Genomic DNA, 15195 nt, shown 5'->3' on the forward strand with positions numbered 1-15195 from the left:
GTTCTATCTATATTGAAAAGGTAATTTAATTTTTTATGGAAACAAAAAACTCAATATCTATAAAGCGCTCAATAGCTATTAAAGCTGTAGTTACACCAACTTGGAAGGAAGATGCTGAAAAAGAATTAAGCAAAGCAATTTCAAACATTGATCAGCAATTATCTCAACTTGAGCAAGAGGGGCAGCAAATAGTAAATAATATTAGATCCCAATCGGTTAATCCTCTAGATCCAAGAGTTCAAGAACAGGTTAGTCAGGTGCAACAACAAGTCGCCGCAAAACGAAATGAAATTGAAGAACAAAAAAGAAATCTACTGCAACAACAGGGTCAAGTTCGCGAATTAAAAATGGACGAAATTGTTGATCAAGGGCAAGTGGATAGTTTCTGTGATGTCACTGTGGGCGACAATCTTATTGAAAAAATGCAGGTCTCGATTACGGTTAAAGATGGAGTTATTCAATCTATAGATAATAATTAAAGAAAAGATTTAGTATTCTTGATAAAAATAAGTAAATCTTAATTGCGAAAAGTTTTGAATTCTAATCAATCTAAATTATTACTTTCTTAAGTTTTAAGAGTTCCCACTGTGAACATGATTTCGTATAATTAGACCAAGAGTTAAAAGGGTCCTTAATTATAAAAACTTTTGAAAGTTTGGTAAAAATCCCTTGAAACTTATGCAATAACGATTTTCTTATGTCTCACGAAATATTCATGCCTGCCTTGAGTTCTACTATGACGGAGGGCAAGATTGTGGAATGGTTGAAAAATCCGGGAGATAAGGTTGAAAGAGGCGAATCTGTCTTGGTTGTTGAATCTGATAAGGCAGATATGGATGTTGAATCTTTCCAAGATGGATATCTTGCAGCAGTTTTAATGCCTGCCGGCAGCACTGCTCCTGTTGGAGAAACTATTGGTCTCATTGTAGAAAATGAGGATGAAATAGCTTCTGTTCAAGAACAAAATAAAGGAAATCAACCCGAAGTCTCTACTTCAGACCAACTGGAATTGGTAAGCAATAAAACTGAAGAAAAACCATTAGTCCAGACTGAAAATATCAAAAAAGAAGCACAGGAAGTCGTCTTAAAGAGTGAAAAGCCTGTACCATCTTTTAATAGCGATCAAATTAATGCCGCTACAAGTAATGTTTCTTCGAGGATAATTGCATCTCCAAGAGCTAAAAAACTAGCCTCTCAAATGGGTGTTGATTTAGCAAAGGTTCATGGATCTGGCCCTCACGGAAGGATTCAAGCCGATGATATTTTAAAAGCTAATGGCCAATCTGTCTCTATACCATGGATAGGAGAAGGTGCTTCTCCTGCAAGTATACCTGTTTCAAATTTGGGAGTTGAAAGTAAACCAGAAACTTCAGGAAATAGTTTTGGTAATCCTGGAGAAACAGTTCAATTTAATACTCTTCAAAAAGCGGTAAATAAAAATATGGAATCTAGTTTAGATGTTCCATGTTTTAGGGTTGGATACTCTATCAATACAGATAAATTAGATAATTTCTACAAAAAGGTAAAACAGAATGGAGTAACTATGACTGCTTTACTAGTAAAGGCAGTTGCAAAGACACTTAAGAAACATCCTCAAGTTAACTCAAGTTTTTCAGAAAATGGAATTTCTTATCCAGAAAACATAAATATTGCTGTTGCTGTCGCGATGGAAGATGGTGGACTAATAACTCCAGTATTAAAAGAACCATGCAATACTGATTTATTTGAATTATCTAGGGAATGGAAAGATCTCGTAAAAAGATCAAGATCAAAACAATTAGAACCTGATGAATACTCAACGGGAACATTTACCTTATCTAACCTTGGTATGTTTGGAGTTGATAGATTTGACGCAATACTACCACCAGGGACCGGTGCGATCTTAGCGATAGCATCATCGAAACCAACTGTTGTAGGAAATAGTGATGGTTCAATATCTGTTAAAAAAATAATGCAAGTAAATCTAACAGCTGATCACAGAGTGATCTATGGAGCTGATGGTGCTTTGTTCTTAAAAGACTTGGCTTACCTGATTGAAAATGAGTCAGAGACACTTGTATCTTAAATTTAATTGATTTCTCAAATGAATAATCAAGAAAGTGATCATAAGCTTGAAGCTTATAATTACTTTCTTGATCCTTCATTAATTGCTAGTAAACCTTCTGCAATTAGGCATGAATCAAGATTGATGATAGTTAGAAATAGTGTTTTAGAAGAAGACTGCTTAACTAATAAATTTACCAAGAATCTTTTAGATGAATTTAGAGAAGGCGATCTTGTAGTTGTAAACAATACTAAAGTAATGAAAGCTAGGTTAAAGGTTGAATTAGAAAATAAGACATTAGTCGAATTATTAGTTTTAGAAAGGTCACATGAATGTGTTTGGTTATGTTTGGCAAAGCCAGCGAAAAAGTTAAAAATAAATAGAAAAATAAAATTAAAATCTCTTTTGGCACAAGATATTAATTTGATGGTTGATGGGGTTGATGAAGAAACTGGAGGGAGATTTATTAAATTTCCTGAAAATATAACTGGTCTTAATTCAATGAATGACCTTCTTGATAAATACGGGGAAATCCCTCTCCCTCCTTATATAAAAAATTCTGAAGAAGAATCTTTTCATGAGAAAAGTTATCAAACTGAGTATGCAACTAATCCGGGGGCAGTTGCTGCACCAACAGCTGGTTTACACTTAAGCAAAAGTCTTATTTCCAATCTAAAAAAAAAAGGAGTAATAATCTTACCGATAACTTTGCACGTGGGTTATGGAACATTCAAACCAATTGATCAAGAAGATTTAAGTAACTTAAAACTTCATAAAGAATGGGTAAGTGTTAATAAGGAAGTAGTGGAGGAAATAAAAAGAATAAAGAAAACAGATAGAAGAATAATTGCTATTGGAACAACTAGCGTAAGAGCTCTTGAAAGTTGTTATTCTAACGAAATTAATGACTTTATTCCTATAGCGAAGTACGTGGATTTAGTAATTAAGCCAGGTTATAAATTTAAGGTAGTTGATGGATTATTAACTAATTTTCATCTTCCTAAAAGTTCATTATTACTACTAGTAAGTGCAATGATTGGTAGAGAAAGATTATTAGATTTGTATAAAAAAGCCATAAAAGAAAAATTTAGATTTTTCTCTTATGGCGATGCTATGTATATTTCACCAGATTCATTACTGGAGAAAAATAGATTTAGGCTTTGACTGGTTCTTGAATGATTCCGCTTGGAACTTCAGTAAACATAATTGATGATAAATATCTCTCTGCTAAATCAGGTAGAACAACTACGATGGTTTTCCCCGCATATTCATCTTGTTCAGCTAATCTAACAGCCGCCGCCGCCGCAGCTCCACAAGATATTCCTACTAATAGCCCTTCTTCTTTTGCTAATCTAAGAGCCATCTCGATTGACTCGTCATTTGTTACCTGTTCAACCTTATCAACAATTGATAAGTCAAGGTTCTTAGGAATAAATCCTGCACCAATTCCTTGAATTTTATGTGGTCCAGATTTAACCTCTTCTCCATTCATTGTCTGTGTAATAACAGGACTATGTGAGGGTTCTACAGCTACAGAAGTAATATTTTTGCCCTTCTCTTGCTTAATGTATCTTGAAACTCCTGTAATTGTGCCGCCAGTTCCAACCCCTGCAACTAAAACATCAATTTCACCATCGCAATCATCCCAGATTTCTGGTCCAGTAGTTTTGAAATGAATTTCAGGGTTTGCTGGATTATCAAATTGACCTGGCATGAAATATTGAGAAGGATTACTTTCTGCAATCTCTTTAGCCTTAGCTATTGCTCCAGGCATACCTTTAGAGGCCTCTGTTAAAACAATTTCAGCCCCCAACACTGCCATAACCCTTCTTCTTTCAATTGACATGGATTCTGGCATTGTAAGGATGAGTTTATAACCTCTTGCTGAAGCAGTAAAAGCTAGAGCAATTCCTGTATTTCCAGAAGTTGGCTCAACAATTGTTTTGTCTTTTGTAAGTTTCCCACTTTTCTCTGCATCCCAGATCATGTTGGCGCCAATCCTACATTTGACACTATAAGCTGGGTTTCTACCTTCAATTTTTGCAAGTACTGTAGCTTTCGCGTTTTTAGTAACTGATTTTAATTTTACTAATGGAGTGTTTCCAATAGCAAAACTGTTGTCCTCATAAATTTTTGCCATTTATATATTGAGAAAATATATTTTAATACTAACTATTATTCAGAAAAAGAGTATATAAGTTTCTATACGGTAAATACTAGGAATTTAGAAATTATTTAGTGCTTCAGAAAAGCTTTTCCATAATTGATCTTGGTCTTCTAATCCAACTGATACTCTAATTAGGTGCGAAGGTATACCAAAACTTTCAGCCCAATCCAACTCGTCATAATGAGCTAGTAAAACATAAGGACAAACTAGAGTAAATTTTGTACCTAAACTAGGTCCTTTGGATACTTGTAGAGAATCATAAAATTTCTTAGCTTTGTTCAATCCTCCATTTAATTCAAATGATAATAAGCAGCCATATCCTCCATCAGAAGTGAGCAAAGAATTAAAATTTGGACAATTTTCAGGATGGAAAATATTTTTAATCTCGCTATGGGTCTCTAATCTTTTTTTTAATTCTAAACATGCTTTATTTTGTTCAAAAACTCTTTGATTTACATCTCTACTAACTTTCTCTAGATAAACTGTATCTCCATCGGAAAGTGTTGGAAGATTAATCTCGTTTAATGCATTTCTAAATTGATCAATCCATTTGCTTTTTGGATTTAGTATGAATGATCCGGCAAGAATATCACCACTACCTGAAAAAATTTTTGTAAGTGAAGTAAAAACTATATCTGCATGTTCTAAGGAATTTATATTTAAATTTGAACCAATGGTATCGTCAACAATTAAGGGAATATTTAACTTTTTTCCTATTTTTGAAATTTTTTTAATGTTTACACATTTGAGCATTGGATTACTCGGTAGTTCAATAATTAATGCAGATGGATTTATTCTTTTGATTTCTAATTCAATATCCTCGCAATTTTCTTCTGTAATTAACTTGGCTCCATGAAAGATATTCATTGGTAATTTAAGTACATCTACATATGGAAAACCAATTTGGAGTGTTGGTTTAGCTGGAAATAATTTATATATGATTTCTAATGATGTATGCAATGCAGACATTCCAGATGAAGTTAAGTGAATATCATTAGAGCTAATTTTTGTAGATTTAGAAATTCTATTTTTTATTCTTTGAGAACATTCATTTACGTAAGATTTTGGAGGGCGATCTTCAAGACCTAGTTCTATAGCAGCAGCCCTTGAAGATATGCCAAGACCAGTATGTTGCCAAAAAGATTTTGCATAAATACTTCCTTTTTTTTCAGTTATTAAGAGAGCTAAATTATCTCTTTTTTCTATTAATGAGAATTGTTCAGAAGTATTTCTATCAATGTATTTTTTGGCTTTAAAAGCTATGCTTTCATTCGGATATGGCCAGATACTTTTATTGTTGTAGTAATTTTCCTTTTTTACTTTTTCACATAATCTTTTCACTATGGGGTTTAGCCCGAATCTTGGGTAAATGGACTTCAATAAATTTATGCATTCTTGATTTTTTTCCTCGTAATTTATTACATCGTTCCAAGTTGGTAATGCTACAGAAACAGCATGAATACTATCAGGAATAGAATATCCTAACTCTAAATTTTTCCATATAGGGTTTTTAAGTAAATCTCTCAATTTTCAGAATTTATTTAAAGCAAATAATATGTCTGAGATTAAATCTTTTGTTTCTTCACATCCAATCGATAATCTGACAAGAGAATCATCTATGCCTAAAAGATTTTTTGTTTCATCATCAACAGAAGCATGAGTCATTGTTGCGGGGTGACAAATTAAACTTTCAACTCCTCCAAGGCTCTCTGCTAGAGAGAAATATTTGAGAGATTTGCAAAATTTAAAAGTATCCTCTTTTTTAAGATTTAATTTTATGGTGATCATCGAACCTCCAGATCTCATTTGCGATTTTGCTAAATTAAATTGCGGATGTTTTTGATTAAAAGGATAAATTACTTTACTAATTATTTTATGATTCTCTAATTCTTCAGAAATTAATTTTGCACTTTGCGTTTGTTGTTCGATTCTTAAAGGAAGAGTTTTTACTCCTCTCGTAATGAGCCAACTATCAAAAGGAGATGGTTGAAGCCCTAGAGCTTTTTGAGAGAAAAGCATCTTACTATTCCATACCTCATTATTTGTTAGTACTGCTCCACCAAGTGCATCACTATGTCCATTAATGAATTTTGTTGTGCTTACGAGTGATAGTGTTGCTCCAAGGTCTAATGGTTTTTGAATAAGTGCCGTAGAAAAGGTGTTGTCCACAACTACTGGGATTTGTAATTTATTTGCTTCATCACAAATCGCCTTAATATCAAGTACCTTCAAAAGTGGATTAGTTGGACTTTCTAGCCATATCAAGGTTGGCTCGAAGTATGAAATCTTTTCGATATTATTTTCGTTTGTAAAATCTGTGTATAAAACTTCTAGTCCAAATTTCTTGAAAACTTTTTCGAACATCCTCACTGTACAACCATAGAGATTTGACTCGCAGAGTATCTTGTCACCTGATTTTAGTGTTGATGATATTGCAGTTACCGCGCTAATTCCAGATCCAAAAACGGTACAGTATTTAGAATCTTCTATTGATTTAAGGACGCTTTCTAGAATTCTAAAGTTTGGATTGCCTGATCTTGTGTAGTCGAAATTATCTTTATTTCCATGTTTGAAAGTAGATGTAGAAAAAATAGGAGGCATAACGCATCCAGTTTCTTTTGCAAATGTTTCCCCATGGTGAATAGATAAGGTCTTAAAACCTGGCTTTTTTATATTATTTTCCTTATTTCCCATTATTTTTAAAAATAAGAATTAAATTAAATCTCTCATTTTTTAAAAGAGAGATTTAATAATCCAAAGAAAAGTAGTATTAAACTTTTCTTGAATAATATTCAACAACTAGTAGTTCGTTTATTTCAAGAGCCACCCACTCTCTATCACATTTCCCATTTATTTTTCCTGTTAATTTAGCTTTGTCTAACTCAATATGTGGGGGGACATTTGCTAAACCAGGGAATTCTATATTTCCTTCAACAAGTTTTTTACTTGCTTTGTTTTCTTTAATTGAGATTACATCACCTGATTTGCATTGATAGCCAGCAATGTCAAGAACCTTTCCGTTAACATTTACATGGCCATGATTTACTAATTGTCTTGATCCTGGAATAGTACCTCCAAAACCTAATCTAAAACAAACATTATCTAGTCTGTTTTCTAAAAGTCTTAGTAGGTTTGTTCCTGTTGATCCTTCTTGAGCTCTAGCTTTTTTTATATAACGAACGAGCTGTTTTTCAGAAACACCGTAATTGAACCTTAGTTTCTGCTTTTCTTCTAGACGAATAGCATATTCTGATCGCTTGCGACGGGCTTGGCCGTGCTGACCTGGAGGATTAGACTTCTTTGAAGCTTTCCTAGTGAGACCTGGTAGTTCTCCCAAGCGACGCGTAACCCTTAATCTTGGGCCGCGGTATCTTGACATAATTTTAAATTAAATAGAAATTTGCAATAAATTGGATAATTGATGAAATTCAACTAAACTAAATTACTACTGAAGTATTATTTTACATCATTAAAGTGTTCAAAACTATTAATAAATCAATTAGATACTTACTTCTTTTGATGATTTCTTTTTATCAAAAGTGGTTTTCTCCTTTTTTCGGACCAAGATGTAGATTTATTCCAAGTTGCAGTTCTTATGGATATGAGGCTATTACTAGACATGGCCCTTGGAAGGGTGGATGGTTGACTTTAAGAAGATTAAGTAAATGTCATCCTCTAACTCCATGCGGATGCGACCCTGTGCCTGATTAAATGAATGAAAATATTTATTTTTGTTAGGCAGGGATGTTGCCTTTGTGATTCATTAAAAAACAAACTGGCAAAAATAAATCTTAATGAGCTATTCCCTAATCTTGAGGAGCTTAAAGAAATTGATATTGATAGGTTTGATCTATATCAAGATAAATATAAAAAATATGATTATGAAGTACCTGTTATTGCTGTTGAAGGGATTAGGTCCAAGGAAATTATAGAATTGCCTCGTATTTCTCCAAGATTAAAAGATGATCAATTAAAGAATTGGTTTCAAAAAAATATTAATACCATTCTGAAGAAATAATTTTTTTATATGAGATCTATAAAATTACATAAACTTTTAGATTTGGTAGGAATTATTCCTTCATTAGATTTAATCGATCATGAAATCAATAATATTTCCTTTAACTCTAAAGAAGTACAAAAAGGAACTTTGTTTTTAGGTATGCCTGGTTTAAGTGTTGATGGAGGAAGATATTGTATTGAGGCAATTGAAAATGGTGCAGAGGCCGCCATTATTGGGTCTGCTGCAAAAGAGAAAATTGGATCTATTGATCGAGAAAGGATTTTGGTTATAGAGGATAATTTAGATTATATTTTTGGTCAAATAGTCGCTGAGTTTTGGAATAGGCCCTCAAGGAAACTTAAACTTATTGGTGTTACTGGTACAAATGGAAAAACTACAATTACTTTTTTATTGGAATATCTTTTAAAAAAATTAGGGAAAAAGACTGCATTATTTGGGACCTTGCTCAATAGATGGCCTGGCTTCTCAGAAGCGGCTTCTCATACAACTGATTTCGCCGATAAACTTCAAAAGAAATTAAATGCTGCTGTTGAGGTTGAATCTGAATTCGCGATATTAGAGGTAAGTTCTCATTCTATTGCTCAAAACAGGATATCAGGATGCGAATTCGAGGCGGCTATTTTTACTAATTTAACTCAAGATCATCTTGATTATCACTCAGATATGGAATCATATTTTCAAACAAAAAGAAAATTATTTTTCCCACCTTACTTAAAAGAAAACGATGGAATTTGTGTATTAAATCATGATGACCATTGGATATCTAAATTATCATCTGATCTTGAAAAAAGATCTTCATTAGTTTCTACAAAGATTACTGAAAGTGCATTTGAAAATGATGATTTTTTTTTCGTAACAGATAAAAAATTTACTGAAAGTGGTTCCACCTGTATTTTTCATACACCGAGGGAAAAAATTCAACTTTTTGTTCCACTTCTTGGTGAATTTAATTTAATGAATGCGATTCAAGCAATAACAATTTTGTATAAACTTAATTTTTCTTTAAAAGATCTATCAAAGTTAATACAATCTTTCCCTGGTGCTCCTGGGAGAATGGAGAAAATACAAATTGATAATGACATCGTTTTAAGATCACTCCCAACAGTAATTGTTGATTATGCCCACACTCCTGATGGATTAAAAAAAGTTTTGCAATCAATTAAAAAACTTTGTGAGGGAAAAATTATAACTGTTTTTGGCTGTGGCGGAGATCGAGACCGTAGTAAAAGGCCTTTGATGGGATCAATAGCTGAAGAGTTTTCTGATCAACTTTTTATAACTTCAGATAATCCAAGATCAGAAGAACCCCAAAAGATAGTAAATGATATTTTGATGGGTATAAAAAAAAGAGAAAAAATAAAAATTGAGATTGATAGATTTAAAGCAATAAATGAATCTATTAAATTTGCTAATAAAGAAGATATTGTTTTAATTGCAGGAAAAGGACATGAAGACTACCAAATTCTCAATAATAAAGTTATTAATTTTGATGATAGAAAAATAGCTTATAAATTATTAAAAGAAAAAAATAAATCTCAATAAAATTTCTTAATTAAATAAGAAAGATCTTTACGCAAATCACAAGAGAAGTTTCTTAGAATCAATGAAGTTTTTTTAAACAAAATGAAAGGCTTAGCCTTAGTTGTAGGCTCAGGTGGAATTGGAACACAACTAGCTAAAGATCTGAATGATGGTGAAAAAGATTTAGATGTTGTTTTGTGTGGAAGAAAAAGTGAATTTAATTCCTTTTGGGAATTAGATATAGAGGATTCTCAATCCCTTTTGCAGTTGAAAAATAAAATATCAAATCATCCTTCAAAATTAAGGCTAGTTGTTAATGCTACAGGTAGACTTCATAGTGATTCTCTTCAACCAGAAAAAAGATTACAACATCTTGATAAAAAAAATATGATGGAAAGTTTTTCAATAAATGCCTTTTCTCCTATTTTATTAGCTAAAGCGATTGAAGAATTTATACCAAAAGATTTTGATTTTAATTTTGCAAGTATAAGTGCAAGAGTGGGTAGCATTGGAGATAATCAAACTGGAGGCTGGTATTCATATAGAGCTGCAAAATCTGCGCAAAATCAGTTTTTTAAATCTTTAAGTATTGAATGGGCTAGACGTTTCCCAAAGGCTACTATCACATTGCTTCATCCAGGAACAGTAGATACTGATTTATCTAGACCTTTTCATAAATTTGTTCCAGAACATAAATTATTTAGTAAAGAAAAATCCTCCCAATTCTTGATCAATATTATTAAAAATCAAACTCCAGAATCTACAGGAAAATTTATTGCATGGGATAAATCGGAGATACCTTGGTAAACTAAATTTTTATTTATATTAATAGATCTTTAAGTCAAGATTTTTTTTATTTCTTTAGCAAGTAAATCAATCTCAGCTTCTGTAGTCATTTGATGTACGCATGCTCTAAACCATTTTGGATCTTCTAAAACTCTAATCCAAATTTTCTTTTCTCCAAGTTTCTTTACAAATTCATCCTTATCTTTAATATTTTGAATATTAAAACTAAGAATCCCATTTAAATATTTTTTTTCTAAAACTAATTCAACACCCTTTAATTGATTTAATTCATCCCAAAGTTTCCCACTTAATTTTCTGATATTTTTGTTTTTTTCTTTTTCATTGCAGTCTTTATCCAAAAGATCTAAAGAATTCCGGAGCCCAGCAAGTAAAGGAATACAAGAGGTAGCTATTTCAAATTTCCTTGCATCATCATGAAAAAGATTATCTGAAGGTTCATAAATCCCTTGTTCTTTTTTTAATGACTTCCAACCAATTATTGTTGGATCTGTTTCATGAATAAATCTATCTGAGACATAGATAGCTCCAAGTCCTTCTGGACCACATGCCCATTTATGAGAAGTTATTGAATATAAATCCGAATAAAAAACTTGTTCTTCAATTTTTATATGACCAAAGGTTTGAGCACCATCAACAAGTAGATAAGAATTTTCTCGATTATTTTTTAATTCGATAGAAATTTCTTTTAAAGGAATTTTATATCCAAAGTTCCACAATATATGAGAAATAATTAGGAGCTTAGTTTTACTAGTTAGATTTTTTGAAATCTCTAAAAGTATACTTTCGTCGTTGAGATTTTTGATTTTTTGGATTGGCAAAATTTTGAATATTAATTTATTTCTTCTACAAAATTCTCGACTTGCAGCTACTACCCCAGGATGTTCGCAGTCACTTATTAACAATTCTTCTCCCTCTTCTACTTTTATACCCCAAAAAGGCAAAATCATACCAGAAGAGATATTCTCGGTTAAAGCTACATTTTTTGAATTAACACCTAATTTTTGCGCAATAATTCTTTTCGTAGTCAATATTTCTTTATAGATAAAAGGCCACATATCATTTGTAAATGGTCCTAAATCTTGAATTATTTCCCAAGTTTTAACTATTGCTTCTAGCGAAGATTTTGGTAAAGGTCCTTGACCTCCATAGTTGAAATAATATTTATTTCTTAATGCTGGAATTTGACCTCTTAGATTATTTCTCATGGAAAATTTAAATTAGTTAACTCTTGATTTTTTAAATATTTCCTAATAAAGTTACTGATCTAAATTCAATATCTTCAATAACTTTCCAAGGTTCTTCACTTCTTTCTGCAAATTCTAAATTTTTAAAACCTAATTCTTTAAAATCATTTATAAATTCAGGTTCATACCATGCTCCACTAATGCATCCTGTCCATAGATCATGATCATTTTGCAATCTTAAAGGGACTTTTTTGTTGGATACAATATCGCTAATTGCAATTCTTCCATTATCTTTTAAAACTCTTTTTATATTTCTTAGAAGGTTATTTCTAGATTCAGGACTTACCAAATTTAAAACACAATTACTTAAAATGATATCTATTGATTTGTCGGCGATTAATGGATTTGAATCTTTATCTAATTCATCGAGTTTTTCAATTAATCCTTCTAGAAATTCTGTATTGTTGAAACCTATCTTCTCTGTAAATTCGTTAGATGCTGATCTAGATAAAGAAAGCATGTCAGCATTTTGATCAACTCCGATAACTTTTCCTTCTTTCCCAACAATTTGGGCACAAATAAAAGCATTTTTGCCGCTACCACTTCCGAGATCTAAGACAATATCATTTTTTTGTACATATTTTGTTGGATCACCACATCCGTAGTCTCTTTCTATAACTTCTTGAGGTATTGCTTCAAGTAAAACGGGATTAAATCCAACTGGTGTACAAAGACAACTCTCTTTTTCTAATGCGGCTGATCCATATCTTTCTTGAATTGCATCTTTATGATCGAATTCATTAGGTTCTTTATTCGATGGATTTGTATTACAGCAATTTTCGGACATATATTTAAAGGGCTCTCGATAAAATATAGCCAAAAAAAAAGCCCCTGAATAAGAGGCTTCTAATTTGTTAAATTAAATTATTTAGTGTAATTTACACCTCTGTAATTTAATTCTGCTTTTTCATTACTTGAAGAAGCGTCATCCATTCTGTTGGTGTATACGTTTCTTCTGTAGGTAAGTTCAACAATTTGCTTTTTAGAAGCTTCTTTGTTTTGAACGTAGTTTTTACCTCTGTAAGTTAAAGTAGTCATGTTTCGATGTGACAACACGGCCATCCCCCGTTCCATGGTATGACTCGAACTGCGCTCTCAAGAGAGAGTGAACGAAAAAGTAGCAATTGCTACCAAAATTATTATAAGCGTATTTCTCAGTAGATGTCTAGCTTTTACAAATAGAAACGAAATTTTTATGTTTTCTTAATTATTATTTTAGGTAAATTTTTTTATGAATAGTCTTTAAAAAGGATTATGTTTATATTTGGTTTAATCTTCATATAGTTATTTTTTTATGACCGGTTTTTTATATTTCTTGGGAAATACTTTAAGATGGCCAGTTTTAAAGCCAAAAGAATTCTTTTCCTTACATGCGTATTTTTCAATTATTTATTTGATAACTTTTACTTTGAGTAAATATGATGTAAGTCAATCAAATTTAGTTTTTACTTTAGGAATTCTTGCACCTCTTTTAATCGCTATTGGACAAGGACTCCCAATAGATTGCCTTGATATGGAATCATCTTTGTTGAAGGAATTAGAAACTAAGTAATATATTTGCAATCAATAATTTTTATAAAACCTGGACAACTTCGCTTATTTCAGGAATCATTTCTTTTAACTTTCTTTCAATCCCCATTTTTAGAGTCATGGTACTACTTGGGCAACTACCACATGCGCCTTGAAGTCTGACTTTGACAATTGGACCATCTATTTCTGCGATTTCTACATTACCTCCATCAGATATCAAAAAAGGTCTGAGCTCGTCAAGGACTTTTTCTACATTTTCATTTGTCAGTGAGAGTGTTTCAGTACTCATAATTTTGGGTTAACTTTATAATAAGCCTAGAAAGAAATTTGATTAATTGCAAAAAAGATAATTTTCTGTTGTGACTTCATTTAAAAATCCCACTAATGAAAATAGCTACTTTGATGCAGTCTTAATTGGCGCAGGAATAATGAGCGGTACTTTAGCCCTACTTATTTCAGAAGTTTTACCTGATATAAAGATACTTATTATAGAAAAATTAAATGCTCCGGGAAGCGAAAGTACTGGCGCTTTTAATAATGCAGGTACAGGACATGCTGCTAATTGTGAATTAAACTATACCCCTTTAGATGAAAAAGGAAATATACAAATAGATAAAGCGATCTCAATAAATCGTTCTTTTGAAAAATCCATGTCATTATGGGCGTCATTGTATGAAGCAGGGAAAATTGACATTAAAAAGTTTTTAAAATTTATTCCACATATTAGCTTTGTCTCTGGTCAGGATAATATTTCTTTTTTAAAAAAAAGATTCCAGAAAATGACTGAAAATCCTGAATTTATCGATATGGAATTTTCTGCATCTTTTGATGAAATTTCATCATGGGCTCCCTTAATAACGAAAGATAGGAGTCCATTGACTGAAATTGCTGCTACCAGAGTACTTAGAGGGACAGATATTAATTTTGAGGCTCTTACTAAAGAGTATTTGTCATTAGTTTCTCGAAACAAAAATGTTGAAATTAGATATAAAACAGAATTAGTAGATTTAAAGAAAATTGATAACAAAAAATGGGAATTAGACATTAGTTCAGAAGGAAGAAAAAATTCTGTTAGAACAGGATACGTTTTTCTTGGCGCTGGTGGAAAAACTTTAAACTATTTGCAAAAATCAAAAATTCCAGAAGCAAAGAATTATGGGGGATTTCCAGTTAGTGGGAAATGGCTTATTTGCGAGGAAAAATATTTAACAGAAAAACACAATTCCAAAGTTTATGGGATGGCTGATATTGGCTCGCCACCAATGTCTGTTCCTCATTTGGATACTAGATGGATTGATGGTAAAAAACTTCTTTTATATGGACCTTTTGCTGGATTTACAACAAAATTTTTAAAGCAGAGTTCATACTTTGATTTATTTAGTTCAATTAAAAAAAATAATATTATTTCTATGTTAGACGTCGGGGTTAAAAATAATGATTTAATTAATTACCTCATATCACAATCACTAAAGAACCATAACTCGAGAGTTGATAATTTAAAGAATATGATGCCATCAGCTAACCCCTCTAATTGGTATTTAAAGAATGCTGGTCAAAGGGTCCAAATAATTAAAAAAACTAATTTTGGTGGCTCTTTGAAATTCGGAACGGAGATTGTGAATTCATCTGATGGTTCATTATCCGCACTGTTAGGAGCTTCTCCAGGTGCAAGTACTGCAGTTTCAATTATGGTTGAGGTTCTAGAAAAATCTGTTTTATTTTTAAATGATAAGAATAATCTCCGAAAAAAAATATATGACGTAATTTATCCAAAACTATCGACCTCTTTAAATGACAGTAACTTCATAAAAGATATCAAAAAAAGAAATAATTCAATTTTAGGTTTCCATCCATAATTCTA

At 31.8% G+C, this 15195-nt stretch carries 17 protein-coding genes; 9 read left to right on the forward strand and 8 right to left on the reverse strand.

Annotation, left to right across the window (positions count from 1 at the left end; translation table 11 throughout):
• Positions 1-35 precede the first annotated feature (35 nt).
• The 3 genes from HA146_RS02080 to queA all read left to right on the forward strand — a co-directional run bounded on the left by HA146_RS02080 (position 36) and on the right by queA (position 3208).
• Complete coding sequence (locus HA146_RS02080; protein ID WP_209107932.1) at positions 36-479, forward strand: YlqD family protein; 444 nt, start codon at positions 36-38, stop codon at positions 477-479.
• Between the two features lie 218 nt (positions 480-697).
• Positions 698-2065, forward strand: a complete 1368-nt coding sequence (locus tag HA146_RS02085; protein ID WP_209107933.1) for a dihydrolipoamide acetyltransferase family protein — start codon at positions 698-700, stop codon at positions 2063-2065.
• Between the two features lie 6 nt (positions 2066-2071).
• On the forward strand, positions 2072-3208 hold the full coding sequence (gene queA / locus HA146_RS02090; RefSeq protein ID WP_209107934.1) for a tRNA preQ1(34) S-adenosylmethionine ribosyltransferase-isomerase QueA: 1137 nt from the start codon (positions 2072-2074) through the stop codon (positions 3206-3208).
• On the opposite strand, the gene cysK is transcribed toward queA, so the two are convergent.
• The 4 genes from cysK to rpsD form a co-directional block, all read right to left on the reverse strand.
• The gene (gene cysK / locus HA146_RS02095; RefSeq protein WP_002805805.1) at positions 3198-4184 is read right to left on the reverse strand and encodes a cysteine synthase A; all 987 of its coding nucleotides are present in this window, start codon (positions 4182-4184) and stop codon (positions 3198-3200) included. The genes queA and cysK overlap by 11 nt on opposite strands.
• Before the next feature lie 84 nt (positions 4185-4268).
• Positions 4269-5738 (reverse strand): PLP-dependent transferase, encoded by a 1470-nt coding sequence (locus HA146_RS02100; protein WP_209107935.1) that lies wholly within the window; start codon positions 5736-5738, stop codon positions 4269-4271.
• Positions 5739-5741: 3 nt separating this feature from the next.
• Positions 5742-6905 (reverse strand): trans-sulfuration enzyme family protein, encoded by a 1164-nt coding sequence (locus HA146_RS02105; RefSeq protein WP_209107936.1) that lies wholly within the window; start codon positions 6903-6905, stop codon positions 5742-5744.
• A gap of 76 nt (positions 6906-6981) precedes the next feature.
• Positions 6982-7590, reverse strand: a complete 609-nt coding sequence (gene rpsD / locus HA146_RS02110) for a 30S ribosomal protein S4 (RefSeq protein ID WP_209107937.1) — start codon at positions 7588-7590, stop codon at positions 6982-6984.
• Between the two features lie 95 nt (positions 7591-7685).
• Between rpsD and yidD the strand changes: the two genes are divergently transcribed.
• The 4 genes from yidD (at position 7686) to HA146_RS02130 (ending at position 10560) form a co-directional block, all read left to right on the forward strand.
• The gene (gene yidD / locus HA146_RS02115; protein ID WP_209107938.1) at positions 7686-7922 is read left to right on the forward strand and encodes a membrane protein insertion efficiency factor YidD; all 237 of its coding nucleotides are present in this window, start codon (positions 7686-7688) and stop codon (positions 7920-7922) included.
• Positions 7923-7926: 4 nt separating this feature from the next.
• Positions 7927-8229: a glutaredoxin family protein gene (locus HA146_RS02120; protein WP_209107939.1), complete on the forward strand. Its 303-nt coding sequence runs from the start codon at positions 7927-7929 to the stop codon at positions 8227-8229.
• A 9-nt stretch (positions 8230-8238) separates the two neighbouring features.
• A complete protein-coding gene (locus HA146_RS02125; RefSeq protein ID WP_209107940.1) occupies positions 8239-9774 on the forward strand; it encodes a UDP-N-acetylmuramoyl-L-alanyl-D-glutamate--2,6-diaminopimelate ligase in 1536 nt (511 codons plus the stop codon).
• An 81-nt stretch (positions 9775-9855) separates the two neighbouring features.
• A complete protein-coding gene (locus HA146_RS02130) occupies positions 9856-10560 on the forward strand; it encodes an SDR family NAD(P)-dependent oxidoreductase (RefSeq protein ID WP_209107941.1) in 705 nt (234 codons plus the stop codon).
• Positions 10561-10589: 29 nt separating this feature from the next.
• On the opposite strand, the gene HA146_RS02135 is transcribed toward HA146_RS02130, so the two are convergent.
• The 3 genes from HA146_RS02135 to HA146_RS02145 form a co-directional block, all read right to left on the reverse strand.
• Complete coding sequence (locus HA146_RS02135) at positions 10590-11765, reverse strand: aminotransferase class V-fold PLP-dependent enzyme (RefSeq protein ID WP_209107942.1); 1176 nt, start codon at positions 11763-11765, stop codon at positions 10590-10592.
• A 31-nt stretch (positions 11766-11796) separates the two neighbouring features.
• Complete coding sequence (locus tag HA146_RS02140) at positions 11797-12591, reverse strand: methyltransferase domain-containing protein (RefSeq protein ID WP_209107943.1); 795 nt, start codon at positions 12589-12591, stop codon at positions 11797-11799.
• A 77-nt stretch (positions 12592-12668) separates the two neighbouring features.
• A complete protein-coding gene (locus HA146_RS02145) occupies positions 12669-12842 on the reverse strand; it encodes a DUF4278 domain-containing protein (protein WP_209107944.1) in 174 nt (57 codons plus the stop codon).
• Positions 12843-13098: 256 nt separating this feature from the next.
• Between HA146_RS02145 and HA146_RS02150 the strand changes: the two genes are divergently transcribed.
• Positions 13099-13356: a hypothetical protein gene (locus HA146_RS02150; protein ID WP_209107945.1), complete on the forward strand. Its 258-nt coding sequence runs from the start codon at positions 13099-13101 to the stop codon at positions 13354-13356.
• Positions 13357-13377: 21 nt separating this feature from the next.
• Here HA146_RS02150 and HA146_RS02155 read toward each other — a convergent pair whose 3' ends face one another.
• Complete coding sequence (locus HA146_RS02155) at positions 13378-13623, reverse strand: NifU family protein (RefSeq protein ID WP_002805305.1); 246 nt, start codon at positions 13621-13623, stop codon at positions 13378-13380.
• Positions 13624-13693: 70 nt separating this feature from the next.
• Here HA146_RS02155 and HA146_RS02160 point away from each other — a divergent pair, with 70 nt between their 5' ends.
• Positions 13694-15190 (forward strand): malate:quinone oxidoreductase, encoded by a 1497-nt coding sequence (locus HA146_RS02160; protein WP_209107946.1) that lies wholly within the window; start codon positions 13694-13696, stop codon positions 15188-15190.
• The last annotated feature ends 5 nt before the right edge of the window (positions 15191-15195 follow it).

It is taken from the genome of Prochlorococcus marinus CUG1416, assembly GCF_017695965.1.
Lineage (GTDB): Bacteria > Cyanobacteriota > Cyanobacteriia > PCC-6307 > Cyanobiaceae > Prochlorococcus_A.